Raw genomic sequence first — 24,511 nt, 5'->3', positions numbered from 1 at the left:
ACCCTCTTGAATAAAACCTGTAAAAACAAAACCGGGGCACAAGGCCCCGGTTGCTGTCCCGCAACGCGATCAGACGCGTTCGAAGACAGTGGTGATACCTTGGCCGAGGCCGACGCACATGGTCGCCACCCCCAGAGTACCGCCATTCTGCTTCATGACATTGAGCAGGGTGCCCGAAATGCGTGCCCCGGAGCAACCGAACGGGTGACCCAAAGCAATGGCGCCGCCGTGCAGGTTAACCTTCTCATCCATCTTGTCGAGCACTTTCAAGTCTTTCAGCACTGGCAAGGCCTGTGCAGCAAAGGCTTCGTTGAGCTCGATGAAGTCGATGTCGGCCATGGTCAGCCCGGCGCGCTTGAGCGCTTTCTGGGTCGACGGTACCGGACCATAACCCATGATCGCCGGATCAACACCTGCCACCGCCATCGAACGAATCACCGCCAATGGCTGGATACCCAGGTCCATTGCACGCTGGCCAGACATGACGATCATGCACGAAGCGCCGTCGGTGATCTGCGACGAGGTACCGGCGGTGACAGTACCGCCTTTCGGGTTGAACGCGGGCTTGAGCGATGCCAGGCCTTCGAGGGTGGTTTCCGGGCGAATGGTTTCGTCGAAATCGAATACCTTCAGGAAGCCGTTCTCGTCATAGCCCTGCATCGGGATGATCTCGTCCTTGAACTTGCCTTCGACCGTGGCTTTGTGGGCCAACTGGTGCGAACGCACGCCGAACAGGTCCTGCTGCTCCCGGGTGATGCCGTGCATCTTGCCGAGCATTTCTGCAGTCAGGCCCATCATCCCGGAAGCCTTGGCCGCATGCAAGGAAAGGTGCGGGTTAGGGTCCACGCCATGCATCATGCTGACGTGGCCCATGTGTTCCACGCCACCGACCACGAACACATCGCCGTTACCGGTCATGATCGCCTGGGCAGCGGTGTGCAAGGCGCTCATCGAAGAGCCGCACAGGCGGCTGACGGTCTGCGCTGCAGACGTGTGCGGAATCTGGGTCATCAGCGACGCCATGCGGGCGATGTTCCAGCCTTGCTCCAGGGTCTGGTTGACGCAGCCCCAGATCACGTCTTCGACTTCTTTCGGGTCGACCTTGCCGTTGCGCTCCAGCAGCTTGCTGATCAGGTGCGCCGACATGTCTTCGGCGCGGGTATTACGGTGCATGCCACCCTTGGAGCGGCCCATTGGCGTGCGACCAAAGTCGACAATCACCACGTCTCTTGGATTCAGGCTCATATCAAATCTCTCGCTCTAGCTCGTTGACCGCTCAGTTGAAGAAGCGCTGGCCGTTCTTGGCCATTTCACGCAGCTTCGCAGTCGGGTGGTACAGCGGCCCCAGATCGGCGTACTGATCGGCCAATGCGACGAATTCGGCCACACCGATCGAGTCGATGTAGCGCAGCGCACCGCCGCGGAAGGGAGGGAAACCAATGCCATAGACCAAGCCCATGTCGGCTTCGGCGGCGGTTTCGACAATGCCGTCTTCCAGGCAGCGCACGGTCTCCAGGCACAGCGGGATCATCATCCAGTTGATGATGTCTTCGTCGGTGACTTCACGCTGTTCGAACACGATCGGCTTGAGGACGTCGAGCACGGTGGCATCGAAGACCTTCTTCGGCTTGCCGCGCTTGTCGGTTTCGTAGGCGTAGAAGCCCTTGCCGTTCTTCTGGCCCAGGCGGTTGGCCTCGTACAGCGCGTCGACGGCCGAGCGGCGGTCGTCCTTCATGCGGTCCGGGAAGCCTTCGGCCATCACGTCACGGCCGTGGTGGCCGGTGTCAATGCCAACCACGTCCATCAGGTAAGCCGGGCCCATTGGCCAGCCGAACTTTTCCATGACCTTGTCGATGCGCACGAAGTCGACACCGGCACTGACCAGCTTGGCAAAGCCGCCGAAATACGGGAACAGCACGCGATTGACCAAAAAGCCCGGGCAATCGTTGACCACGATCGGGTTCTTGCCCATTTTCTTGGCGTAGGCCACGGTGGTGGCCACCGCCACTTCACTGGACTTCTCACCACGGATCACTTCAACCAGCGGCATCATGTGCACCGGGTTGAAGAAGTGCATGCCGACGAAGTTTTCCGGGCGTTTGAGCGCTTTTGCCAGCAGGTTGATGGAGATGGTCGAGGTGTTGGAAGCGAGGATCGCGTCGTCCTTCACCTGGCCTTCCACTTCAGCCAGCACAGCTTGCTTGACCTTCGGGTTCTCGACCACAGCTTCGACGACGATGTCGACATTGGCGAAGTCGCCATAGGACAGGGTCGGGCGAATGGCGTTGAGTGCCTCGGCCATCTTGGCCGGGGTCAGGCGGCCCTTCTCGACGCGGTTGCCGAGCAGCTTGGAGGCCTCGTTCAGGCCCAGCTGGATAGCTTCCTCGCGGATATCCTTCATCAGGATCGGGGTGCCCTTGACCGCCGACTGGTAAGCGATGCCGCCACCCATGATGCCGGCGCCGAGCACGGCGGCCTGCTTCACGTCGTGGGCAATCTCGTCATGCGCCTTGGCCTTGCGCTTGAGTTCCTGGTCGTTCAGGAACAGGCCGATGAGGCTTTCGGCAACCGACGTCTTGGCCAGCTTGGCAAAGCCCGCGGCTTCGACCTCCAGGGCCTTGTCGCGGCCGAAGTTGGCGGCCTTCTGGATGGTCTTGATGGCTTCGACCGGGGCCGGATAGTTCGGGCCGGCCTGGCCGGCAACGAAGCCCTTGGCGGTCTCGAAGGCCATCATCTGCTCGATGGCATTGAGTTTGAGCTTTTCCAGCTTCGGCTGACGCTTGGCCTTGTAGTCCAGCTCGCCGCTGATGGCCCGCTTGATCAGGTCCAAGGCACCGGCCTGCAGCAACTCAGGGGCGACCACGGCGTCAACAGCGCCCACTTTCAAGGCGTCCTCGGCACGGTTTTCCTTGCCGGAGGCGATCCACTCGATAGCGTTGTCCGAACCGATCAGGCGCGGCAGGCGCACGGTGCCGCCAAAGCCGGGGTAGATGCCCAGTTTGACTTCGGGCAGGCCAATCTTGGCGCTGGAGGACATGATCCGGTAGTCGGCGGCCAGGCACATTTCCAGGCCGCCGCCCAAGGCGATGCCGTTGATGGCAGCAACGGTCGGCACTTCGAGGTCTTCGAAGGCACTGAAGATGCGATTGGCTTCCAGGTTGCCGGCGACCAGTTCGGCCTCGGGCAGCTTGAAGTTGTCGACGAACTCGGTGATGTCGGCGCCGACGATGAACACGTCCTTGCCACTGCTGACGATCACGCCCTTGACCGAGGCGTCGGCCTGGATGGCGTCGACGGCCTGGCGAAGCTCGTTCAGGGTCAGGCGGTTGAACTTGTTGACGGACTCACCCTTGAGGTCGAATTTGAGCTCGACGATGCCACTTTCAAGAGCCTTAACCGTGATGGCTTTACCTTCGTAAATCATCAACTGATCTCCACGATATGGAAGCTGAACTGTACACGCCGATCGCTGCAGCAGAAGCAGGCCTAGCTGCCCTGCCCCAGGCACACCCGTCAGCGCGCTAGTCGGAAGTATGGCTTGGCGTCATGACATACAAACGCTCAATTCATACGCCCGTTTGATTTGGGTGTGCACACATTCTCCGAAAAGATCGGCGTTGTCAAATGCTCAGGAGCACGACGAAAACGCGACTTTCCAGTCACTTTGTATCGTCCGGGTGCAAAACATGATGACAGTGATCGCCGACCATTCACGTCAGCGATTGACCACGCCCGGTTGGACAGTGCTGCATCTTTCGGCTTGCGCGGCACCCCAGTGCGGCTACACTGGCACTTGCTTGAATGAATACCCGGCCTGCCTGGCCTTTTCTGCGTAGCAGAAACGCAAAGCGGCGACTTGGCACCCCACCCCTTCAGGGTTCTGCCAAGCCGCCGCTTTGTCGTTTAAAGCCCTGAACGCCTACGCCGTTCCTGTGGGAGCCGCCTTGTGCGGCGAAGAGGCCGATACGCCCGGAACAGTACTATCAGGCATACCGGCCTCTTCGCAGCACAAGGCTGCTCCTACGGGTACGACGTGGCCCCACGAGGTTTCAGGCCAGGGTTTCGAGGACGTAGGCAACATCCTGCAATACAGCCGTATCACCCCGTTCAGTCCAGTACAGGGCGATCATCCGCGCGTCGGCTTCGACCTTGTAGACGCTCGCCGGCAAGCGCGCCAAGGCCTCGATGAAGCGAGGATCTTCGCAGGGCTCGCGCCATTGGTTCCACCACACCCCTGGGGTGACCTGCCAGAAGCTGAAGCTGTCCTCATGCCCGCGACGCCGCGCCCGGTGGTATTGCGGGCAAGGGCTTGGCGGCTCCATTTCGAGCCAGTGCGGCCACTGCTGCGGCGCCAGTTGCATGGCCAACCCCATGCGCCGGGCCTCCAGCCGCAACTTCATCTGCTCGCTCTGCTTGCGCGAGCCTCGCAGCCAGGAAAGCGGGCTGAGAATCAGCGCAAGGATTGACACCACCAGCAATACCGTCATATCAGTAGTTCCCATAAAGCGTTGCAAATGAGCTGGTTAGCCATTTTTCACGGTAGACCCGCCCGAAAGCGACCATACTTCTTCTATCGCGATTGCCAGGAGTACCGCTCATGCAATATGAACATTTGTTGGTCGCCGTCGACCTGACCGAAGAATGCGACCCGGTGATCAAGCGTGCCATGAAGCTCGCCGAGCCCTCAGGCGCCAAGGTGTCCCTGGTGCACATCGTCGAGCCGATGGCCATGGCATTCGGCGGTGACGTACCGATGGACCTGTCGCAGTTGCAACAGCAACAGTTCGACCAGGCCAAGGAGCGCATGGACCGGCTGTTCAACAAATACCCGGACATCCAGCGCGGCGATTCCCACCTGACCTACGGCCAACCGCGCCAGGAAATCCACCAACTGGCCAAGGAACAGAATTGCGACCTGATCGTGGTCGGCAGCCATGGCCGCCATGGCCTGGCGCTGCTGCTGGGTTCCACCGCCAATGACGTGCTGCATGGTGCGCCGTGCGATGTGCTGGCGGTGCGGTTGCAGAAGAAAGAATGACTTAACCTGTACCGGCCTCTTCGCGGGGCAAGCCCGCTCCCACAGTGACCGCGCCGCGATACCTGTGGGGGCGGGCTTGCCCCGCGAAGAGGCCGGTACAGGTTAAAGCCGATCAGCCTTCCAGCTCGGCCCAGCGCTCTACCAGCGCATCCAGCTCACCCTGTAGCTTCTCGATCTTCGCAAGCACTGCCGAAGTTTCCGCAATCGGCCGCTGATAGAAGCCCGCCGCATTCACTTCTTCCTGGGCCTCAGCCATACGCTGCTCAACTTCGTCGATCTGCCCTGGCAGCATCTCCAGCTCACGCTGCAGCTTGTAGCTGAGCTTCTTCTTCGACGCCTCTTCCGCCACCGGCGCAGCAACAGGCGCGGGCTTGTCCTCGACTTTTTCCACCACTGCGCTGTTGAGTTCGGACTTGCCGCCCTTGCTCTCGGTCACGCCCAGCAGCTTTGGCGAGCCGCCCTGGCGAATCCAGTCCTCGTAGCCGCCCACGTACTCACGCACCTTGCCCTCGCCTTCGAACACCAGCGTGCTGGTGACGACGTTGTCGAGGAAGGCCCGGTCGTGGCTGACCATCAGCACGGTGCCCTTGTAGTTGGACAGCACTTCCTCGAGCAGCTCGAGGGTTTCCACGTCCAGGTCGTTGGTCGGTTCGTCGAGTACCAGCAGGTTGGCCGGCTTGCTGAACAGCTTTGCCAGCAGCAGGCGGGCACGCTCGCCACCCGACAGTGCCTTGACCGGCGTGCGGGCACGCTGAGGGCTGAACAGGAAGTCGCCCAGGTAGCTCAGCACGTGGCGGTTCTGGCCGTCGATCTCGATAAAATCACGGCCTTCGGCCAGGTTGTCGATCACGGTCTTTTCCAGCTCGAGCTGGTGGCGCATCTGGTCGAAGTAGGCCACTTCCAGCTTGGTGCCGCGCTCGACCTTGCCCGAAGTGGGCTCCAGGCCGCCGAGCATCAGCTTGAGCAGGGTGGTCTTGCCAGTGCCGTTGGCCCCCAGCAGGCCGATCCGGTCCTGACGCTGCAAGACCATGGAAAAGTCTTTGACCAGCATCGGCCCGTCGGCGTGATGGAAGCTGACGTTTTCCAGCACCATCACCTGCTTGCCGGATTTTTCCGCCGCCTCGATCTGGATGTTGGCCTTGCCCTGGCGCTCGCGGCGCTCGCCACGCTCCACACGCAAGGCTTTCAATGCCCGCACACGCCCTTCGTTCCGGGTGCGGCGTGCCTTGATGCCTTGGCGAATCCACACTTCTTCCTGAGCCAGGCGCTTGTCGAACAGCGCATTGGCAGTTTCTTCGGCGGCCAGTGCGGCCTCCTTGTGCACCAGGAAGCTGGCGTAGTCACCGTTCCAGTCAATCAGGCCGCCGCGGTCCAGTTCAAGGATGCGGGTGGCCAGGTTCTGCAGGAAGGACCGGTCGTGGGTGATGAACAACACCGCGCCGTTGAAACTGCGCAGGGCCTCTTCGAGCCAGGCAATCGCACCGATGTCCAGGTGGTTGGTCGGCTCGTCGAGCAGCAGCAGGTCGGGCTCGGACACCAGCGCCTGGGCCAGCAGCACACGGCGGCGCCAGCCACCGGACAGCTCGGCCAGGGTCTTGTCGGCCGGCAACTGCAGGCGGCTCAGGGTGCTCTCCACCACTTGTTGCAGGCGCCAGCCATCACGGGCTTCCAGCTCGTGCTGGACGTGCATGAGTTTTTCCAGGTCTTCGTCGTTCTGGATATTCATGCTCAGGTGGTGGAACTGCGCCAGCAGCTCGCCGACGCCATCCAGGCCTGCGGCAACCACATCGAACACCGTGCGCTCGTCGGCCACCGGCAGTTCCTGCGGCAGCTCGCCGATCTTCAGGCCCGGGGCACGCCAGACTTCACCGTCGTCACCCTTCTGCTCGCCCTTGACCAGGCGCAGCATGCTGGACTTGCCAGTACCGTTGCGGCCGATGATGCACACCCGCTCACCACGAGCGATCTGCCAGGACACTTTGTCCAGCAGCGGCATGGCGCCGAATGCGAGGGACACATCGCTGAATTTGAGCAGGGTCATGTTGGTCTCCATAAATCGGGCGCGCATTCTACCTGACTTGGCCCTCGACGGCATCCGCTTGGCCACCCGGCGACCGCTTTGCGACATCTGGTCGAAGTTAATATCCCGATACAAGCACAGTGCTTTCACCCGCCGCCGGCAAACAGCTAAGCTAAGGGCAATCGCTTCCAACAGTGCTGGCTCCGCCGTCACTTCCCCATGGTTCTACTGCCCGGACGTATCATGCGCAGCCGCCTGTTACACATCGCATCATGCCTGCTGCTCACCGCTGCCACCTGCGCGGCGCAGGCCACCGACCTCACCCAGCAACGCCAGTACTACGACGAGGCCAAGCGTGCGCTGGCCAAAGGCGACAAAGGCCCGTACTTGCGCTATGCGCAAGCCCTGAGCGACTACCCGCTCACACCGTACCTGGCCTACGACGAGCTTACCGCCCGCCTCAAAAGCGCCAGCAACCAGGAGATCGAAGGCTTTCTCGCCAAGCATGGCGACCTGCCCCAGGCCAACTGGATGAAACTGCGCTGGCTACGCTGGCTGGCCGAACGCGGCGAATGGGATACTTTCGTCAAATACTACGATCCAAAACTCAACTTCACCGAACTGGACTGCCTCAATGGCCAGTATCAGCTCAGCCATGGCCTGCGCGCCGAGGGCTACGCCACAGCCGACAAACTGTGGAACGTCGGCAAGTCCCAGCCTGCCGCCTGCGACACGCTGTTCGGCATGTGGGCGGCGGAAGGCCAACTGACCGAGGCCAAACGCTGGGAACGCACCAAGCTGGCGGCCCAGGCCCGCAACTACGCCCTGGCCAACAACCTGGTCAAGACGCTGACCACGCTCGGCCCGCAGGGGCGCCTGCTGGTCGATGTGGCGCAGAAGCCTGAGCTGCTCGGCCAGCCGTCGCGCTTTACCCCGGCCAACGACGCCATGTCCGACGTCGTCAGCCTCGGCCTGCGCCGTCTTGCACGGCAAGACCCGGACCGGGCCATGGCACTGCTCGACGATTACGCCCAGCGCATGCACTTTTCCCGCGATGAGAAGGTTGCCATCGCCCGCGAGATCGGCCTGACCCTGGCACGTCGCTACGACCCGCGCGCGCTCGACCTGATGACCCGCTACGACCCCGAGCTTCGCGACAACACCGTCAGCGAATGGCGCCTGCGCCTGCTGCTGCGCCTGGGCCGCTGGGAAGACGCCTACGAGCTGACCAAGCGCCTGCCCCAGGACCTGGCCAGCAGCAGCCGGTGGAAATACTGGCAGGCACGCAGCCTGGAACTGGCCCAGCCGAACAACCCGCAGATCCCCCTGCTGTACAAGACCGTGGCACGTGAGCGGGACTTCTACGGCTTCCTCGCCGCCGACCGGGCACAGACGCCGTACCAGTTGAACAACAAGCCGTTGTTGCTGAGCCCGCAACTGGTCAAGAAGGTCCGCAACACACCCGGCATTCAGCGTGCCCTGGAGTTCCACGCCCGCGGCCAGATCGTGGAGGGCCGTCGCGAGTGGTACCACGTCAGCCGCCACTTCACCCGCGACGAAATGGTTGCCCAGGCTCGCTTGGGCTATGAGCTGCGTTGGTACTTCCCGGCCATCCGCACGATCAGCCAGGCGCAATACTGGGACGACCTGGACATCCGTTTCCCGATGGCCCATCGCGACACCCTGGTGCGCGAAGCCAAAGTCCGCGGCCTGCATTCGAGTTGGGTATTCGCCATCACCCGCCAAGAGAGCGCATTCATGGAGGATGCGCGCTCGCCGGTGGGCGCCAGCGGCCTGATGCAGCTTATGCCGGCCACCGCCAAAGAAACCGCGCGCAAGTTCAGCATCCCGCTGGCATCACCGGCGCAGGTGCTGAACCCGGACAAGAATATCCAGCTGGGTGCGGCCTACCTGAGCCAGGTGCACGGCCAGTTCAACGGCAACCGGGTGCTGGCCTCGGCGGCCTACAACGCCGGGCCCGGGCGCGTTCGGCAGTGGCTGAAAGGCGCCAAACACCTGAGCTTCGATGTGTGGGTGGAATCGATCCCGTTCGACGAAACGCGCCAATATGTGCAGAACGTGCTGTCGTATTCGGTGATCTACGGGCAGAAGCTGAATTCGCCGCAGCCGCTGGTAGATTGGCATGAGCGGTATTTCGATGACATGTAAGGCCTGCTGAACCTGAACCGGCCCTATCGCCGGCAAGCCAGCGATAGGGCCGGTTCAGGCGGCACATTCACTCCAGAACTTCCACCTGCATTCCTGTTTCAAGCCACCCGCTGCCATCCACTGCCAGGTTCTGGCCAAACAGTACATCCCCCTCCTTCTCGCGAAAGGTCTTGAGCGTGACCATCGGCTCGCGGTCCGCACTGCGCTGCCCGGTTGCCGGGTCTATCGTGGTAAAGATGCACCGCACACTGGGCTTGAGCACGCGAAATTCCAGGTTGCCGATGCGGATTCGCTTCCAGCCATCCTCGGCAAATGGTTCAGCCCCCCGCACCACCAGGTTGGGTCGAAAGCGCAACATTTCCATGGGCCGGCCAATACGCCGGTTGAGCTCGTCCAGCGAGCCCTGCCCGATAAGCAGCAAGGGGAAACCGTCGGGAAACGCCGCCCGATCACTGTTGAAGCCATAACCATTGGGCAGGTAACGTGCGCGCTGCTCCGGGCAATACACCAGGCGCACGGGCTTGCCCAGCAACGCGGTCAACCAGGCGGCTGCCGCGTCGCCGGCATCCGGCACCCGCAGGGTGTCGCGCCAGATCGTCACGCCGCGCAGGGCCTCATCGGTAGCGGGCACGGGCACCCGCAACGGCACCCGCCCGGGCGCCTGCAGCAACAACTGGCCCTCGTCGTCGTCGCACGCCTGGAGCTGGCCAAGGTGCGGCCAGGCCCGCTGGGTCAGGAAGCGTCCATTTTCTTCCTCGACCACCATCCAGCGGCGGTCGCCTTGCAACCCCAGCAAACCCACCCGTGAAGCCTGCAGGCTTTGCGCCTGCCCCGACTTCACCGGGTATCGATACAACTCACTGAGAAACATCCCTGCAGCCTCGCATCATGCCAAACACCAAGCTTATACCTGGCCGGCCCAACGTTCACGCAGTGGCGGTATCCAGCAGCAGGCGTTGCTTGACCACATCGACCAGGCGGTCGGGCTGGAACTTGGACAGGAAGTTGTCGCACCCCACCTTCTTCACCATGGATTCATTGAAGCTGCCTGACAGTGAGGTATGCAGCACCACATAGAGCTGGCGCAGCCGCGCATCACTGCGGATCTCGGTGGTCAGCCGGTAGCCGTCCATTTCCGGCATTTCGGCGTCGGTAAACACCATCAGCAGCTTCTCGCACACGTCCTCACCCGCATCGGCCCAGGCCTTGAGCATGCGCAGCGCCTTCAGGCCATCGCTGGCCACATGTAGCTTCATGCCCAGCTGGGACAGGGTGTCACGCAACTGCGCCAGGGCCACACTGGAGTCGTCCACCAGCAGCACCTCGCGGCCACGGGCACGGGCCAGCACCGGGTCGGCGAGTTTATCGCCAGAGACCCGGGCGTTGTACGGCACGATCTCGGCCAGCACCTTCTCCACGTCGATCACCTCCACCAGCTTTTCATCGACCTTGGTGATGGCAGTCAGGTAGTGCTGGCGCCCGGCGCTGGCAGGCGGCGGCATGATCGACTCCCAGTTCATGTTGACGATGCGGTCGACACCGCCCACCAGGAAGGCCTGAACCGAACGGTTGTACTCGGTGACGATGATGGTGCTGTCCGGCCCCGGCTGCAGCGGGCGCATGCCGATCGCCTGGGACAGGTCGATCACCGGCAGGGTCTGGCCACGCAGGTTGACCACCCCGCAGACGAAGGCGTGGCGCTGGGGCATCAGGGTGAGCTTGGGCATTTGCAGCACCTCCTGCACCTTGAACACGTTGATCGCGAACAACTGGCGGCCGGCCAGGCGAAACATCAGAATTTCCAGGCGGTTCTCACCCACCAGTTGCGTGCGTTGGTCTACTGTGTCGAGAATGCCAGCCATTGGAAAACCCCCAGGCTTGAGTCAAAAAAGTGAAAACATCCACCCTGTATCGGCGGCTTCACGTGCACCTTGACCCTTGCGGGAAAATGCCGTGAAGGCAATTGATATCACTTTACCATCATGCTTTACTGCGGGCATTCCATGGGAATTCAGCGGGTGCTACAAAAGTTCCCCACCTTAGCCCGGCATCAGGGAAACCCTTAGCTGCAATCGGGTGTAACCTGATGTTCGCGATATCCTTTAGCCATTAATGTGACGCCATTCTCAATGCATGAATGGAGTCAGGCTTTTGCTAGCTATCGTTTCGGCGTGCCCGCCCCCTGCGCCTGCACCACGCGCGGGGACCTGATCATGGACACTGCCTTATCGTTCGATGAAGCCCTGCAGAATTACCTGCTGGATGCACAGATATTGCTGACCCAGGCTCAGGAATGCCTGCAGCATCTGGAACTGATCGACAATGATCCGGATGCCTGCCGCTGCCTGGACAGTACCCTCGATAACCTTGCCCGGCAGGCCACGCGCCTGGGCCTGCGTGAAGTCGCCCATTACACCAACGCCCTGCAACAGTTGCTCGCCCCCGCCTGTCACCGCGGTCGCCTGCAACGTGAAGCCCTGCCCGCGCTAGAGGCCTGCCTGACCTTGCTGGCCTGGCAACTGGAACTGGTCGATGCCCGTACCGGGCGGCTGAACCTGGACATCGGCGAACAACTGGTGTTGCTGAAAAACCTGGCCGAGGTCGTGCAGCAACCCATTGCGCCATCCTGTGCTTCCTGCGACGAGCAAGGCAGCGTGTGCCTGCACTCGCACACCACTGTGGCAGCCGGCACACGCCCCGGCCGGTCGAATCCACCGTATTAACCAGACACAAAAGGCAACTAAGCCTGCTCGTTCAGGCCCCGCCAAGATCAAACTTGAATAGTTCTAAAAATGCTCGGGGGCGACGTTGAATGATTACCGCACGAGTTAAGCGACAAGTGCATAGTGCGCGATCAAAGGGTGGCACTTTGCTACCCGCCAAATGCCCCACCCGCAGGCGTTTCAAGGCGTTACCCAGCCGCGACCGATACAGTGCGAAGTGGTAATATGCGCCCCCACAAACGCTTGCAACCTGAATAAAGGTTGAACGATCACGTGTCAGAAAAGAAATCGAAAGTACTGCGCCAAAGCCTCTGAGCAGCATTGTGCAAGGCCTCCATCAGCAATACTTCAGTGGCTTCCCTACCTATGCTCCCACGCTTGAAGACTTCTTTGCGTTGCTGGTCCCGCGTTGCCCTGCTGCCTTGGGCCACGGCCGCGCTATGCGTGGCCTCGCTGGTCGCCAATCTGGTGCTCTACTTTACCCAGCAGGCAATCCCGGCCAGCCTGCTGGCTCTGCAACTGGCCGCTACGCTGGCCACTGTCGCCTATCTGGCCCTGGGCGCAAGGTCGATCAGCCTGCGCCCGGCGGAACTGGCCGAGCGCATGCTCAAGGTCCAGGAAGACGAGCGCCAGCACTTAAGCCGCGAACTGCATGACGACATCGGTCAGATGCTGACCGCTGCCAAGCTGCAACTGCAGTGGTTGCAACGGCGCATGCCAGACGAACTGCAGAGCCACTGCAACACCCTGCGCAGCACACTGGATGACACCTTGGGCAACGTGCGCGACGTGTCCGCCCTGCTCAACCCTCGGCAATTGGCCAGTCTTGGCCTTGAAGCCAGCCTGCGCGCGCACCTGGTGCGCACCCTGGCCAACAGCGACGTGCACTGGAGCCTGGCGTGCAACCAACGCCTGGGCGGCATCGACGAGGCAGTGGCCATGGCGGTGTTTCGCATTACCCAGGAAGCGGTGACCAACATGCTGCGCCACGCCCAGGCAGGCAACCTGATCATCCAGCTGCAGCGCACCCCAGAGGGGCTGGCGTTGTCGATTCAGGACGATGGCTGTGGGTTCGTCCCGACGCGGCACCCCGCCGCAGCTGGCCAGCGTGGCCTGGCCGGCATGCAGGAGCGGGTCACCGCATTGCAGGGTAGCCTCGACATCACCAGCCAGCGCGGCCTTGGCACGCGTATCGAGGCAGTGTTCCCTTGGCCTGCGCGTACTCAGCAACGTGCCGGGAGTACGAACACCCATGATCTGTAGACTTTTGCTGGTAGACGACCACTCGCTGATCCGCGCCGGTGTGCGCGCACTGGTCTGCGACATTCCTGGGTATGACGTCATCGGGGAAGCAGACGACGGCAGCCAACTGCTCGACAACGTGCGCGCGCTGGCGCCCGACATCGTTTTGCTGGACATCTCCATGCGTTCGACCAGCGGCCTGGATGCACTTACCCAACTGCGGGCAAGCGGCAGTCCGTGCAAGGTACTGATCCTGTCGATGCACACTGACCCGGACCTGATCATGCGAGCTCTGGAAAGCGGCGCCCACGGCTACCTGCTCAAAGACACCAGTGCCACCGAGCTGGAACAAGCCCTTGGTGCGGTACGCAACGGCGAACGCTACCTAAGCCCGGCCATCGCCCATACGGTCATCAACCAGGCCCTACGGCACACCAAGAATGGCAAGCAAGCTGCTGGCGAGCGGCACAACCTCACTGCTCGCCAACTGGAAATCCTGCGCCTGATCGTACGCGGCAAGGCCACTCGGGAAATCGCCACTGGCCTGGGCCTGTCGATCAAGACCGTCGAAACCCACCGCTCGCAAATCATGAAGCGCCTGCAGATTCATGACGTGGCCGGGCTTGTGCTGTTCGCCGTACGCGAGAAAATCATCAGCCTGGATGACTAAGCAATGGCGACCCGGCCGGCAGGTGCAGGCGTAACGCGGCAGGCCTGGCCTGGAAGCGTAGGTTGTCGGCCTGCAAAGGCTCGCCGTCAAGGTTCATGTCCAGCCCTTGGGCACTCTTGATCTCGACCCAAGGTAACCTGGCCCGAACGAACAGGCCGTCACCCGCCAGCAGGTCACGCAGCGCCCCAACCACCTCTTGTGGCGCTGGCAGGATGGCGATGTCGAGCAAGCCGTCGTTCACCACCGCGTCGGGGCATAGCACCTGACCGCCCCCAGCCTGACGACCATTACCGATACCCAGTGCCAGCAAGCTCCCCTGCCAATGGAAGTCAGGCCCCTGCAGCTCAACAGAAGCGGCCTGCAATTCGCTGAAACGTGACAAGCCAGTGAACAGGTAGGCCGCAGCACCCAGCACTTTTTTCAGGTCTTCGGAGGTGTTGGCGGTGACCTGGCTACCAAACCCACCCGTGGCCATGTTGAGGAACAACTGGTCGCCGGCCTGGCCCAGGTCAATGGCCTGCGCGGGCGCATTCAGCAGCGCCAGTGCCGCAGCGGGCTCCAAGGGTATGCCGGCGGCTTTGGCGAAATCGTTGGCCGTGCCCAGCGGCAACAACGCCAGGCTGGCTTCGGCGCCCGCCAGCCCCATGGCCTCGGCCACATCCCGCAAAGTGCCATCCCCACCGCCAGCGACGATATGGCTGTAGCCAGCCGTCAGCGCCTCGCCGACCAGGCGCTGCGCGTCACCTGCCTCCCAGGTGACCCGCACATCCAGCACCCAGCCTGTATCACGCAGATCCAGCACGGCGCTGCGCAGCTCTTCATTCATCGCCTGCTTGCCGTGCAGAATCAGCATTGCCTTGCGCCCTTGCATCGCGCGTCTCCGAGAAATTGACCGACCCAGATCTCGACCACACACGGCCGCGGATCGTTGCATGCCCACAAAAAAATACCGAAGCGTGCGTGGTCTTTTTCCCACACCCGACAATGCGCGCTATGCTCAGAAAATGAACATTTGACAAGTTTTTGACCTAGGCAAACAACGCCCCCTGGCAAGTCAGTCTTTTGACGCTTGTGTGTGGGGCTCCGAACCCTAGCCATGGACGCGCCCCGGCAGTGGTACTCAGCACACTGGCGATGGGCGCGTCTTTACATCCGCGGCCTTTAGCGAGGATTCCGGGTCATGCGCATTCTCTGGACACTGCCCTATCTACCCTGGCCAACCACCAGTGGCAGCAAGACCCGGCAATACCACCTGATACGCGCACTGGCGCAGAAGGGCCATCGCATTACCCTGTTGGCGCAGTCAAAAATACCCCTCAGCTACGCAGCCCGCGAAGCCTTGGAGCCACTGCTCGAACGCCTGATCGTAATACCCCGTCGGCCATTGCACAGCCCGTTGAACCTGCTGGCTTCGCCAATCATCGACTACCCCATGCGGGCCATCATCAACGGCCTTTCGCCTTGTCTGCGGCACCGTTTCGAGCAATTGCTGGACGAACCCTGGGACGTGATCCAGATCGAGCACAGCTACAGTTTTCAACCCTTCGAAAAAGCGCTGCAGGCCCGCGGGCTGCCCTACATGCTAAGCGAACACACGCTGGAGTCGGTGATGGGCGGGGCCTGCCACGACCGGCTGCCCTTGTGGCTGCGTCCTCTCAACGCCTTCGACCGCTGGCGCTACCGCCGCTGGGAACACAGGGTGCTCCGCCAGCCCACCGAACTGGTGGCAGTCAGCGCCCACGATGCCGAGCTGATCGCGCAGATCAGCGGACGGCCGGTAAACGTAGTGGTCAATGGGGTTGACTGTGATTTCTACCAGCACGTGGAACCCGCGCTACACAGCCAGCGCCTGTTGTTCGTCGGCAACTTCGAATATGGCGCCAACCTGGAGGCCATCGAGTGGGCGCTGGAGGACATCATGCCGCAGGTGTGGATGAGCAACCCGGCAGTGCGCCTGGCAATAGCCGGGCACGCCCTGCCGGCTAGCTGGAAACTGCACTGGAACGACCCGCGCATCGAATGGTTCGGCTACCGCCCTGACCTGCGTGAGTTGCAAAAACGTTCGGCACTGTTCTTCGCGCCGCTGCGCTATGCCGGCGGCTCCAAGGTAAAAATCCTCGAGGCCATGGCAGCAGGCCTACCGGTAATCACAACCGGCAAAGGCGTATCGGGCCTGAGCGCAAACAATGGTGAGCACTACCTGGGCAGTGATGACGGCGACCAGCTGGCCCTGCTGATCACCCAACTGCTCAACCAGCCCTGGCGCATGAGCCAGTTGAGCGCTGCCGGGCGCCAGTTGGCCCGCCAGCGTCATGACTGGAGCGTAGCCGCACAGCAGCTGGAGAATGTGCACATGCGCCTGACCCAGGCAGCACCGTCAGAGGCTGCCCCACTGGGCAGTGCCTGGCTGGGCCGCTCAGCCAAGTAGCTCGCTGAAGGGAATGAACGGCACGCTGTCACCTTGTTTCAGTGTGCTGCCCTCACGCACTTCCACCAGCCCCTCGGCCCACGCCGCGCTACGCAGCACGCCGGAGCTCTGGTTCTTGTAGATACGCACCTGGCCGTGCTCGATGCGTGCACGCAGGTACTCGCGCCGGGTGCCAGGCTTGGGCCAGTCAAAGCCTGCCGGCATGTCGAAGCGCAGCGGCGTGACATCCGGCACACCCTGGCGGCGCAACAGGTAAGGCCGGGTTAGCAGGCCAAAGGTGACCAAGGTCGAGGCCGGGTTACCCGGCAGGCCGATCACCGGTACGCCCTGGAAGTGGCCGAAGGTCAGTGGCTTGCCCGGCTTGATCGCCAGCTTCCACAAGGCCAGTTCGCCGGCTTCGCGCAGCGCCGCGCCCAGGTAGTCGGCCTCGCCCACCGAAACACCACCGGTAGACAAGATCAAATCAACGTCGCCCAGCGAAGCCAGGCATGCGCGGGTCAGCGCCAGGTCATCCGGCAGGATGCCTGCATCCACAACATCGCAGCCCAGCCGCTGCAGCCAGCTGACCAGCAGCCGACGATTGCTGTTGTAGATTTGCCCCGGCCCCAAGGGCAGACCAGGCTCGACCAGTTCGTCTCCCGTGGACAGCACCGCCACCCGCACCTTGCGCACCACGTCCAGGCGGCCGTGACCCAGCGTCGCCGCCAAGCCCAGTTCGATCGGCCCCAGCCGGGTACCGGCGCTCATCACCTGCTCGCCCTTGCGGGTTTCCTGGCCCTGGGGGCGAATGTTCTGATCAGCCTGCAAAGGTGCGAGAAAGCGCACCCGACCGCCGTCGACCACTTCGGTGTTTTCCTGCATTTCGACGCAGTCGGCACCTTCGGGCACAGGCGCCCCGGTGAAAATGCGCGCACAGGTGCCTGGCTGCAGCGGGTGCGGCGCATGGCCGGCGAAGATCCGCTGGCTGACCGGCAGAGGCTCGCCTTGCCAGTCGGCCTTGCGCAAGGCATAGCCGTCCATGGCACTGTTCGGCCAGGGCGGCAGGTCGAGCGAGGCCACCAGTCCGGTGGCCAGTACGCGGCCCTCGGCCTCGGCCAACGGCAGGTTCTCGATGTCACGGATTGGCGCCGTTTCGGCCAGCGCCAGCAGTTGCCCAAGGGCTTGCTCCACCGGCATCAGCGGCCGGGCCTGGCTGACCTCAGCCACGGCTGTCACAGGCCGCTGCCTGCTTCAGGTGTGCCACGAAGTTGCAGGGGCGATGGCGTGCATCGAGCTGCTCGGCCAGGATGCCATCCCAGCCCGTGCGCACCGCATTGGTAGAGCCCGGCAGGCAGCAGACCAACGTGCCGTTGGCCAGCCCGGCCAAGGCGCGCGATTGCACGGTGGAGGTGCCAATATCGGCCACGGAGATCTGCCGGAACAGCTCGCCAAAGCCATCGACCTGCTTGTCCAGCAGGCAGGCCACCGCCTCGGGCGTGCTGTCACGGCCGGTAAAGCCAGTACCGCCCGTAATCAGCACCACTTGCACGCTGTCATCGGCAATCCAGGTGGCGACCTGGGCGCGAATCTTGTACAGGTCGTCCTTGAGCAGCACACGCTCGGCCAGGTGGTGGCCCGCGGCACTCAGGCGGTCGACGAACAGCTGGCCAGAGGTGTCGGTGTCGAAGGTACGGGTGTCGCTGACCGTCAGCACGGCGATGTTCAGCGCCACGAAGGGGGTATCTGCCTTGGCTTTCATGGGTGTCCGTCACAACAGGATGAGATGGCCGCAGTTATATCACAGCGTACCTTTTCCGGCGTTGCGCCCATCAGCCTTGCCCTGGATCAAGGGGACAGATTTGTCGCTATGCTGCACTTGCAGTGAACTTGCACTAAAGTCCTGCGTCATAAATGTCATCTAGCACCATCGCACTTGGAGAAACACGATGATCAAACGGACCCTACCCGCCTTCCTGCTCGCTCTGGGCCTGGGCGCCCTCGCTGGCTGCTCGACCCCTACCGTCATCACCCTGAACGATGGCCGGGAGATCCAGGCAACCGACAAACCGTCCTTTGACGAAGACTCCGGTTTCTACGAATTCGAGCAGCTCGACGGTAAGCGCACGCGCCTGAACAAGGACCAGATCCGCACCGTCAAAGAGCTGTGAAAAACACCTTTTTTTGCCAATGGCCCTTTAAACAACAAGGGCTTGCGGGCAAAAACCGGATGCAGTAGGATTTTGTTCATCGGAGTGTAGCGCAGCCAGGTAGCGCGTCTCGTTCGGGACGAGAAGGCCGCAGGTTCGAATCCTGTCTCTCCGACCAGATCCTTTTAAAAAGCCCGCCTTGCGCGGGCTTTTTGTTGCGCTGAAATTGTCAGGCGCTCAGGCGCGAGGTCACTTCACCCAGTTGCCCCGACAACCCATGCAGGCGTTGCCCCGCCTGCTCGGTGTACTGCACAGACGCCTGGTTGGCCGTGGCAATACGGGTGATTTCGATGAGGTTGCGCGAGATGTCTTCGGCCACGCTGGTCTGTTCTTCGGCCGCCGTGGCGATCTGCCGGTTCATGTCGCGGATCGCCTCTACCGCGAGGGTGATGCGCTGCAACATCTGCCCGGCCTGCTGCACCTGCTCGGCCCCCTCTTCGCTTCGCTGCTGGCCGCTTTCGATGGCCTTCACCGCTTCCACCGCGCCCGACTGCACCGCTTCGATGATCTGATGGATCTCGGCAATCGAGGCTGCCGTGCGCTGGGCCAGGCTGCGCACCTCATCGGCCACTACCGCAAAGCCCCGCCCGGCCTCACCAGCGCGGGCCGCTTCGATCGCCGCGTTGAGCGCCAGCAGGTTGGTCTGCTCGGCAATACCGCGGATCACTTCCAGTACTTTGCCGATACGGGTGCTGTCATGCTCCAGGTCGCGGATCACCGCTGCGGTACCGGCGATTTCGCGGTTGACCACGCCAATGATGTCGATAGTCTGCTGCATGACCTGCTCACCGGCCTGGGCACTGTGGTCGGCGTCATCCGCCGCACGGGCAGCTTCTGCAGCATGGCGGGCAACTTCCTGAGCGGTGGCAGACATCTCGTGCATGGCCGTGGCCACCTGGTCGGTACGCTGGAACTGGTCATGGGTGCCGCGGGCCATGTCGCCGGCAATGCTGCGCAACTGGCCGCTGGCACCTTCCAGCTCCTGGGCATTGTCCTTCAGCCGGCCGACGGTGTCGGCGAGGAAGTCGCGCAGGGTATTGGCGGCCCGCGCCAGGCGCCCCAGTTCATCCTCCCGGCGGCTGTCCACCCGGGCGGCAAAACGGCCCTGGCTCAGCTGCGCAACATACTCGATCAGCTGGCGGATCGGCTCGATCAGGCTGCGGTTCACCAGCCACAGGCTGAGCAGCCCCACTGTCACCGCCGAGGCCAGCATCACCAGCAGGCCCAGCCATACCGTGCGCTCGGCGCTGGCGCTGATACTGGCCGCGCGCTGGCGGGCATCGGCACGCAATTGCTCGACCAGTTCGCTCATCTGCTCACTGGCGGCGCGATCCACGCCCTTGACCGCCCGATCGCCGGCGACCGGGTCGCCACCCGCGGCGACGAAGGCCTGACGGCCCTGCGCATAGGCCTGGCCCAACTGTCGGTGGCTATCACGCAATTGCTGCAACGGCGCCTTGAGCCTGGCGTCGCTGCTGTCGATCAATTGCCCGAGCAGTTGCTGCACCTGTTGCTCGCGCGCCTGAAACTGCTGCCAGTACTTGTCCAGCTCAGCCGGCTGACGCCCGCGCAGCAGCACGTTCTTCCATTCCTGCACCTGGATCTTGAACTGCAGGTTGGCTTCGTCAATCAGTTGCGAGGCCCGAAGCGGCCCGTCGACCAACTCAGCATAACCGCGCACGCTGGACGACAAAAACTGGAAACACACCAGTGCGATCAGCAGCATCGCCACCAGGCTACCGCCAAGCAGCGAGAGAATTTGCACTCTGAGGGATTTACGCAACATCGTGGATCTCGAAACCGGAAGGAAAGGAATGGCGCGCATCCGCAACACCAGGTAAGACATTCCATGTCCTTGTTGGCAGGCCAAAAAAAAGCTGCCATCAAGCAATGGCAGCCAGGTCGAGCACTTACGCAACAGTTGAGCCAGATACTCTCAGGCAATTGCTACAAAATTGTTACAAGCTTACGACGCGTTAGCCGCTTGTGAATTGCAAGGCCGCCAGCCGCGCATACAGTGGGCTTTCCTCGATCAACTGGCGGTGGGTGCCCACCGCCACCACCCGCCCCTTGTCGATGACCGCGATGCGCTCGGCGTGCTGCACCGTGGCCAGGCGATGGGCGATCACCAGCGTGGTACGCCCGGCCATCAGGCTGGGCAATGCCTGCTGGATCAGGTGCTCGCTCTGCGCATCGAGCGCGCTGGTGGCCTCATCCAGCAACAGGATCGGTGCATCGACCAGCAACGCACGGGCAATCGCCAGGCGCTGGCGCTGGCCACCGGAAAGGCCGATGCCGCCCTCGCCCAAGGGCGTCTGGTAGCCTTGCGGCAGCTGCCGGATAAATTCGTCGGCATAGGCGCCATGCGCCGCTGCTTCGACCTCCGCCAGGGTCGCCTCGGGCCGGCCATAACGGATATTGGCCTCCACCGTGCCACGAAACAGTGAGGGGTTTTGCGCCACCAGGGCAAACTGCCGTCGCAATTGGTCGGGATCCAGCTCGGTAACCGGCAGCCCATCGAGCAGGATGCACCCTTGCTGGGGGTCGTAGAAGCGCAGCAACAAATCGAACAGGGTCGACTTGCCCGCCCCCGAAGGGCCAACCAAGGCCACGGTCTGCCCAGGCTCGATGACCAGGCTCAGGCCATCGACAGCCGCCACCGAGGGCCGTGACGGGTAGGCGAATACCAACTGCTGCAGCTCGATATGCCCGCTGGCCCGCTGCTGCGGTAGCGCCTGCGCCACGGTGGGTGGCAGGATCGCGCTGCGCGCCGCCAACAGTTCGGCGATACGCTCGGCCGCACCCGCCGCACGTTGCAGCTCGCCGATCACCTCACTCAGGGTGCCGAACGCGCTACCGACGATCAGGCTGTAGAACACAAAAGCCGCCAGCTCGCCTGCGGAAATACGCCCGGCAATTACATCCATGCCGCCGACCCACAGCATCACCCCCACCGCCCCCAACACCAGCACGATCACCAAGGTAATCAGCCAGGCACGCTGGGCAATCCGCTTGCGGGCGACGCCAAATGCGGCTTCGACCGTGTCGGCGAAACGCTCGCGGTCATGTGCCTGGTGGTTGTAGGCCTGTACTGTCTTGATCTGCCCCAAGGTCTCGGCCACGTAGCTGCCCACATCGGCCACCCGGTCCAGGCTCTGGCGCGACAGGCTGCGCACCCGCCGGCCGAACAACAGGATCGGTGCCAGCACCAGCGGCAGGGCCACCACCACGATGCTGGTGAGCTTGGGGTTGGTGATGAACAGCAGCACCACACCGCCAATGACCATTAGCGCGTTACGCAGGAACATCGACAACGAGGAGCCGATGACCGATTGCAGCAAGGTGGTGTCGGAGGTCAGTCGCGACTGGATCTCGGAGCTGCGGTTGTCTTCAAAAAAACCGGGGTGCAGGCCGATCAGGTGGTCGAACACGGCACGGCGGATATCGGCCACGCAGCGCTCGCCAATCCACGACACCAGGTAGAAACGACTGAAGGTGCCCACTGCCAAAGCCAGCACCAGCAGCAGGAACAGCCCGATGGTCTGGTTGAGTTGGTGCGCGGAGCGGGTCATGAAGCCCTGGTCTACCAGCAGGCGGATGCCCTGGCCCATGGACAGGGTGATGGCGGCAGTGACCACCAGGGCCAACAAGGCCAGTAGCACCTGGCGGCGGTACGGACGGACGAACTGCCAAGCCAGGCGCAAGGCACGGCGTTGGCGAGGAGAAACCGATTCTGGCATGGCAGCGACCACAATGGCGGGGAAACCGCAGACTATCATTCATCCGGGTCGGTGGAGTGTACGCAGGTTGCTATAACGCATTGGTCTAAACAGATCATGGAGCTTTCACAGGGTTTCTGTTGGACTGTTGCTGCCGTGACACAGAAGCTGTCACAGGCCAGTCACGGCGCAGGGCTACCCTGACCTTGAACCTGAAGAGGAGACAGTGCATGAGCTTGCAGCATGGCAATGACAACCAGAAGCCCCAGACCATCCCGCAATCACAGGCGTGCGGTTCGATCATCGACGGCAAGGGGCGCGAAGTGCCTATCACCGAGCAGATGATCCAGCAGGCCTGCAAGGCTCTGGAAGAAAGCCGGGTCGAGCGCGTACGCAAAGGTTAATCGGCGGATTTTTTGCAACCCGGCGCATGCGCCGGGTTTTTATTGCCTGACAGCCGGTGTACGCCGCGCCTACAGGGGACTGCAAAAACCTGGGGAATTGCCAACTTGTCAGACCAACTCAGCCCCCAAGGCACTGACCAGCTGCGCCAACTGCGGCGACTCCCCACGCAAGCGCACCGCCAGCCCTTCGATCTCGCGCCGAGGCGGGTACTGTTTGCGCAACTGGTCGAACGCCGCACGCTGCTGCTGCGGGGCATCACTCAGGCTGCGACGGAAGTCGGCATCGTCGCGTCGTGGGTCGTACACGGCGCGGCACAGGGTCGCCAATGCCCAAGCCGGGTCAGTGCTGGCATCCAGCTCGATCTGCGCCAGCGGCGGTCGGGGCAGCAAGTCTGCCAGCTGCACCTGCTCATGCACCCCCAGGAAACGGCACAGCGCCTGGTAGATCTGCGCCGTGCCACGCTGGCGGCCGTCGAGGCTGTAGCCGGCAATGTGCGGCGAGGCCAAGGTGCACAGGTCGGCCAATTGCAGGTCGACCTGTGGCTCGCCCTCCCACACATCCAGCACCGCATGCACATCTTCACGGTCCAGCAGCAGCTCGCGCAAGGCGGCGTTGTCCACCACCGGGCCTCGGCTGGCATTGATCAGCCAGGCACCCGGGCGCAACTGCGCGAGCTGCGCCTGGCCCAACAGGTGCCAGGTCGGGTGCTCGCCACCGTGCTGCAACGGGGTATGCAGGCTGATCACATCGCACTGTTGCACAATGGTTTCCAGGCTAACGTAGTTGCCGCCCTCGGCGGCCTGGCGCAACGGGTCGCACACCTGCACCTTCCAGCCCAGGCCGTGCAGCACCCGCACCAGGCGGCCACCCACCTCACCCGCACCCACTACCCCGTACACGCGTTCGGGCAGTGCTGCTCCATCCAGCTCGGCCAGGGTCAGCAGGCTGCCTAGCACGTAATCGACCACACCGCGGGCATTGCAGCCCGGCGCACTGCTCCAGCGAATGCCGGCTTGGGCAAAGTAGTCCAGGTCCAGGTGATCGGTGCCGATGGTGCAGGTGCCGACAAACCGTACACGGCTGCCTTCGAGCAACTGGCGGTCGACCTTGGTTACCGAGCGCACCAGCAGGATATCGGCGTCCTTGACGCTGGCGGCATCGAGGCTTCGGCCGGGGTAACGGCGGATTTCACCGAAACCCTGGAAGAAGGCATCGAGCAGCGGGATGTTCTCGTCGGCAACTATCAGCATGGCGCTCTCCTGTCTGGGGAACGCAGTGTAGGCGCAACGTCGGGCGTGTTCCAGAGCGCTTCAGTCGGCTTTCTTGCGGATCCAGTACAAGAAAGTACCGGCGTCCTCTTGCTGTTGCAGCAGTTCGTGGCCGAGGAAGTTGCAGAACTTGGGAATGTCGCGGCGGGTCGACGGGTCGGTGGCGATGACCTTCAGCAGGCCGCCAGCGGCCAGGCCACGCACGTGCTGGTGCAGCATCATCACCGGTTCCGGGCAGTTCAGGCCGGTTGCATCGAGGATGGCGTCGGGGGTGAAATCGGTCATGGGGGGCTCCGAAAATGATCGCCATTGTCGCGCATAGCGCGACGCGGTCCAAGCACCGCTTGAGAAATGCCCAGCTGCGCCCCCCCCGGCCCAGCTCTTGATCTTGATCTTGATCTTGGATCTTCGCGACTTCAGGAGGCCGAACGCAGGCCTTGCGAAGGGAGGTGACGGGCATGGATGCCCGTCAAGCGCTGGGCCCCAGGATGGGGCCTGCAGCGCCATCCTCCCGGGAGCGAGGCCGGAGTGAGGGGACCCCGGAGCGCAGCGCAGGGGCCGGATGATCGGAGCGCAGCGTTTTTTGGTTACTTTTTGTCGCGTCTGACAAAAAGTGACTCGCCGTAAGGGCGAAAAGGTGAGT

At 62.7% G+C, this 24,511-nt stretch carries 21 protein-coding genes, 1 tRNA gene and 1 pseudogene; 9 read left to right on the top strand and 14 right to left on the bottom strand.

What is annotated here, in order from left to right:
- Positions 1-69 precede the first annotated feature (69 nt).
- The 3 genes from fadA to CKW35_RS21305 all read right to left on the bottom strand — a co-directional run bounded on the left by fadA (position 70) and on the right by CKW35_RS21305 (position 4,487).
- Positions 70-1,245: an acetyl-CoA C-acyltransferase FadA gene (gene fadA, locus CKW35_RS21315; RefSeq protein ID WP_012271343.1), complete on the bottom strand. Its 1,176-nt coding sequence runs from the start codon at positions 1,243-1,245 to the stop codon at positions 70-72.
- Positions 1,246-1,276: 31 nt separating this feature from the next.
- Positions 1,277-3,424 (bottom strand): fatty acid oxidation complex subunit alpha FadB, encoded by a 2,148-nt coding sequence (gene fadB / locus CKW35_RS21310; RefSeq protein ID WP_095116817.1) that lies wholly within the window; start codon positions 3,422-3,424, stop codon positions 1,277-1,279.
- Between the two features lie 625 nt (positions 3,425-4,049).
- On the bottom strand, positions 4,050-4,487 hold the full coding sequence (locus tag CKW35_RS21305; RefSeq protein WP_016485637.1) for a hypothetical protein: 438 nt from the start codon (positions 4,485-4,487) through the stop codon (positions 4,050-4,052).
- 110 nt (positions 4,488-4,597) lie between these two features.
- Between CKW35_RS21305 and CKW35_RS21300 the strand changes: the two genes are divergently transcribed.
- The gene (locus tag CKW35_RS21300; RefSeq protein ID WP_016485636.1) at positions 4,598-5,038 is read left to right on the top strand and encodes a universal stress protein; all 441 of its coding nucleotides are present in this window, start codon (positions 4,598-4,600) and stop codon (positions 5,036-5,038) included.
- Between the two features lie 112 nt (positions 5,039-5,150).
- Here the strand turns inward: CKW35_RS21300 and CKW35_RS21295 are convergent, their stop codons facing one another.
- Entirely contained in the window at positions 5,151-7,079 is a 1,929-nt protein-coding gene (locus tag CKW35_RS21295; RefSeq protein WP_016485635.1) for an ATP-binding cassette domain-containing protein, read from the bottom strand.
- A gap of 222 nt (positions 7,080-7,301) precedes the next feature.
- Between CKW35_RS21295 and CKW35_RS21290 the strand changes: the two genes are divergently transcribed.
- On the top strand, positions 7,302-9,227 hold the full coding sequence (locus tag CKW35_RS21290) for a transglycosylase SLT domain-containing protein (protein ID WP_016485634.1): 1,926 nt from the start codon (positions 7,302-7,304) through the stop codon (positions 9,225-9,227).
- Positions 9,228-9,294: 67 nt separating this feature from the next.
- Here the strand turns inward: CKW35_RS21290 and CKW35_RS21285 are convergent, their stop codons facing one another.
- Both CKW35_RS21285 and CKW35_RS21280 read right to left on the bottom strand, forming a co-directional pair.
- The gene (locus CKW35_RS21285; RefSeq protein ID WP_016485633.1) at positions 9,295-10,098 is read right to left on the bottom strand and encodes an MOSC domain-containing protein; all 804 of its coding nucleotides are present in this window, start codon (positions 10,096-10,098) and stop codon (positions 9,295-9,297) included.
- A 55-nt stretch (positions 10,099-10,153) separates the two neighbouring features.
- Positions 10,154-11,089, bottom strand: a complete 936-nt coding sequence (locus tag CKW35_RS21280; protein ID WP_016485632.1) for a chemotaxis protein CheV — start codon at positions 11,087-11,089, stop codon at positions 10,154-10,156.
- 351 nt (positions 11,090-11,440) lie between these two features.
- Here CKW35_RS21280 and CKW35_RS21275 point away from each other — a divergent pair, with 351 nt between their 5' ends.
- From CKW35_RS21275 to CKW35_RS21265, 3 genes are all read left to right on the top strand, one after another.
- Entirely contained in the window at positions 11,441-11,950 is a 510-nt protein-coding gene (locus tag CKW35_RS21275) for a histidine kinase (protein ID WP_095116888.1), read from the top strand.
- A 366-nt stretch (positions 11,951-12,316) separates the two neighbouring features.
- Positions 12,317-13,213: a sensor histidine kinase gene (locus tag CKW35_RS21270; protein WP_016485630.1), complete on the top strand. Its 897-nt coding sequence runs from the start codon at positions 12,317-12,319 to the stop codon at positions 13,211-13,213.
- A complete protein-coding gene (locus CKW35_RS21265) occupies positions 13,203-13,862 on the top strand; it encodes a response regulator transcription factor (protein WP_016485629.1) in 660 nt (219 codons plus the stop codon). The genes CKW35_RS21270 and CKW35_RS21265 overlap by 11 nt, the downstream gene beginning before the upstream one ends.
- Here the strand turns inward: CKW35_RS21265 and yegS are convergent.
- Positions 13,846-14,733 (bottom strand): lipid kinase YegS, encoded by an 888-nt coding sequence (gene yegS / locus CKW35_RS21260; RefSeq protein ID WP_016485628.1) that lies wholly within the window; start codon positions 14,731-14,733, stop codon positions 13,846-13,848. The two genes, CKW35_RS21265 and yegS, sit on opposite strands and share 17 nt — an antisense overlap.
- 309 nt (positions 14,734-15,042) lie before the next feature.
- On the opposite strand from yegS, the gene CKW35_RS21255 reads away from it, so the two are divergent.
- Positions 15,043-16,290, top strand: a complete 1,248-nt coding sequence (locus CKW35_RS21255; protein ID WP_095116814.1) for a glycosyltransferase family 4 protein — start codon at positions 15,043-15,045, stop codon at positions 16,288-16,290.
- On the opposite strand, the gene glp is transcribed toward CKW35_RS21255, so the two are convergent.
- Positions 16,279-17,505, bottom strand: coding sequence for a gephyrin-like molybdotransferase Glp (glp, locus tag CKW35_RS21250; protein ID WP_016485626.1), 1,227 nt, complete (start codon positions 17,503-17,505; stop codon positions 16,279-16,281). The genes CKW35_RS21255 and glp overlap by 12 nt on opposite strands.
- Positions 17,489-18,028 (bottom strand): molybdenum cofactor biosynthesis protein B, encoded by a 540-nt coding sequence (gene moaB / locus CKW35_RS21245; RefSeq protein WP_016485625.1) that lies wholly within the window; start codon positions 18,026-18,028, stop codon positions 17,489-17,491. The genes glp and moaB overlap by 17 nt, the downstream gene beginning before the upstream one ends.
- A 187-nt stretch (positions 18,029-18,215) precedes the next feature.
- Between moaB and CKW35_RS21240 the strand changes: the two genes are divergently transcribed.
- Both CKW35_RS21240 and CKW35_RS21235 read left to right on the top strand, forming a co-directional pair.
- On the top strand, positions 18,216-18,437 hold the full coding sequence (locus CKW35_RS21240; protein WP_016485624.1) for a YgdI/YgdR family lipoprotein: 222 nt from the start codon (positions 18,216-18,218) through the stop codon (positions 18,435-18,437).
- An 80-nt stretch (positions 18,438-18,517) separates the two neighbouring features.
- Positions 18,518-18,594, top strand: a tRNA-Pro gene (locus tag CKW35_RS21235).
- Between the two features lie 51 nt (positions 18,595-18,645).
- Here CKW35_RS21235 and CKW35_RS28925 read toward each other — a convergent pair.
- The 3 genes and pseudogenes from CKW35_RS28925 to CKW35_RS21225 form a co-directional block, all read right to left on the bottom strand.
- The gene (locus CKW35_RS28925) at positions 18,646-19,350 is read right to left on the bottom strand and encodes a methyl-accepting chemotaxis protein (RefSeq protein WP_371855230.1); all 705 of its coding nucleotides are present in this window, start codon (positions 19,348-19,350) and stop codon (positions 18,646-18,648) included.
- 228 nt (positions 19,351-19,578) lie between these two features.
- Positions 19,579-19,689, bottom strand: a pseudogene (locus tag CKW35_RS28920) (hypothetical protein); the annotation flags it as partial.
- Positions 19,690-20,452: 763 nt separating this feature from the next.
- Positions 20,453-22,216 carry an ABC transporter transmembrane domain-containing protein gene (locus CKW35_RS21225; RefSeq protein ID WP_024717342.1) on the bottom strand — a complete coding sequence of 588 codons (1,764 nt, stop codon included), beginning with the start codon at positions 22,214-22,216 and terminating at the stop codon, positions 20,453-20,455.
- 209 nt (positions 22,217-22,425) lie between these two features.
- Between CKW35_RS21225 and CKW35_RS28400 the strand changes: the two genes are divergently transcribed.
- On the top strand, positions 22,426-22,599 hold the full coding sequence (locus CKW35_RS28400) for a PA1571 family protein (RefSeq protein ID WP_016485621.1): 174 nt from the start codon (positions 22,426-22,428) through the stop codon (positions 22,597-22,599).
- Between the two features lie 108 nt (positions 22,600-22,707).
- On the opposite strand, the gene pdxB is transcribed toward CKW35_RS28400, so the two are convergent.
- Positions 22,708-23,850, bottom strand: a complete 1,143-nt coding sequence (gene pdxB / locus CKW35_RS21220) for a 4-phosphoerythronate dehydrogenase PdxB (protein ID WP_016485620.1) — start codon at positions 23,848-23,850, stop codon at positions 22,708-22,710.
- A 60-nt stretch (positions 23,851-23,910) separates the two neighbouring features.
- Entirely contained in the window at positions 23,911-24,153 is a 243-nt protein-coding gene (gene tusA / locus CKW35_RS21215) for a sulfurtransferase TusA (RefSeq protein ID WP_016485619.1), read from the bottom strand.
- Positions 24,154-24,511: the final 358 nt, after the last annotated feature.

The organism is Pseudomonas sp. Irchel 3F3, assembly GCF_900187545.1.
GTDB lineage: Bacteria > Pseudomonadota > Gammaproteobacteria > Pseudomonadales > Pseudomonadaceae > Aquipseudomonas > Aquipseudomonas fortuita.
The sequence above is the reverse complement of the archived record's forward strand: the minus strand, read 5'-3'. Positions and strand labels throughout refer to the sequence as shown.

What these genes read in the sequence shown, in the direction of transcription:
- fadA (WP_012271343.1), bottom strand. Translation starts at nt 1,245, where the DNA reads ATGAGCCTGAATCCAAGAGACGTGGTGATTGTCGACTTTGGTCGCACG.
- fadB (WP_095116817.1), bottom strand. Translation starts at nt 3,424, where the DNA reads ATGATTTACGAAGGTAAAGCCATCACGGTTAAGGCTCTTGAAAGTGGC.
- CKW35_RS21305 (WP_016485637.1), bottom strand. Translation starts at nt 4,487, where the DNA reads ATGACGGTATTGCTGGTGGTGTCAATCCTTGCGCTGATTCTCAGCCCG.
- CKW35_RS21300 (WP_016485636.1), top strand. Translation starts at nt 4,598, where the DNA reads ATGCAATATGAACATTTGTTGGTCGCCGTCGACCTGACCGAAGAATGC.
- CKW35_RS21295 (WP_016485635.1), bottom strand. Translation starts at nt 7,079, where the DNA reads ATGACCCTGCTCAAATTCAGCGATGTGTCCCTCGCATTCGGCGCCATG.
- CKW35_RS21290 (WP_016485634.1), top strand. Translation starts at nt 7,302, where the DNA reads ATGCGCAGCCGCCTGTTACACATCGCATCATGCCTGCTGCTCACCGCT.
- CKW35_RS21285 (WP_016485633.1), bottom strand. Translation starts at nt 10,098, where the DNA reads ATGTTTCTCAGTGAGTTGTATCGATACCCGGTGAAGTCGGGGCAGGCG.
- CKW35_RS21280 (WP_016485632.1), bottom strand. Translation starts at nt 11,089, where the DNA reads ATGGCTGGCATTCTCGACACAGTAGACCAACGCACGCAACTGGTGGGT.
- CKW35_RS21275 (WP_095116888.1), top strand. Translation starts at nt 11,441, where the DNA reads ATGGACACTGCCTTATCGTTCGATGAAGCCCTGCAGAATTACCTGCTG.
- CKW35_RS21270 (WP_016485630.1), top strand. Translation starts at nt 12,317, where the DNA reads ATGCTCCCACGCTTGAAGACTTCTTTGCGTTGCTGGTCCCGCGTTGCC.
- CKW35_RS21265 (WP_016485629.1), top strand. Translation starts at nt 13,203, where the DNA reads ATGATCTGTAGACTTTTGCTGGTAGACGACCACTCGCTGATCCGCGCC.
- yegS (WP_016485628.1), bottom strand. Translation starts at nt 14,733, where the DNA reads ATGCAAGGGCGCAAGGCAATGCTGATTCTGCACGGCAAGCAGGCGATG.
- CKW35_RS21255 (WP_095116814.1), top strand. Translation starts at nt 15,043, where the DNA reads ATGCGCATTCTCTGGACACTGCCCTATCTACCCTGGCCAACCACCAGT.
- moaB (WP_016485625.1), bottom strand. Translation starts at nt 18,028, where the DNA reads ATGAAAGCCAAGGCAGATACCCCCTTCGTGGCGCTGAACATCGCCGTG.
- CKW35_RS21240 (WP_016485624.1), top strand. Translation starts at nt 18,216, where the DNA reads ATGATCAAACGGACCCTACCCGCCTTCCTGCTCGCTCTGGGCCTGGGC.
- CKW35_RS28925 (WP_371855230.1), bottom strand. Translation starts at nt 19,350, where the DNA reads ATGTCTGCCACCGCTCAGGAAGTTGCCCGCCATGCTGCAGAAGCTGCC.
- CKW35_RS21225 (WP_024717342.1), bottom strand. Translation starts at nt 22,216, where the DNA reads ATGCCAGAATCGGTTTCTCCTCGCCAACGCCGTGCCTTGCGCCTGGCT.
- CKW35_RS28400 (WP_016485621.1), top strand. Translation starts at nt 22,426, where the DNA reads ATGAGCTTGCAGCATGGCAATGACAACCAGAAGCCCCAGACCATCCCG.
- pdxB (WP_016485620.1), bottom strand. Translation starts at nt 23,850, where the DNA reads ATGCTGATAGTTGCCGACGAGAACATCCCGCTGCTCGATGCCTTCTTC.
- tusA (WP_016485619.1), bottom strand. Translation starts at nt 24,153, where the DNA reads ATGACCGATTTCACCCCCGACGCCATCCTCGATGCAACCGGCCTGAAC.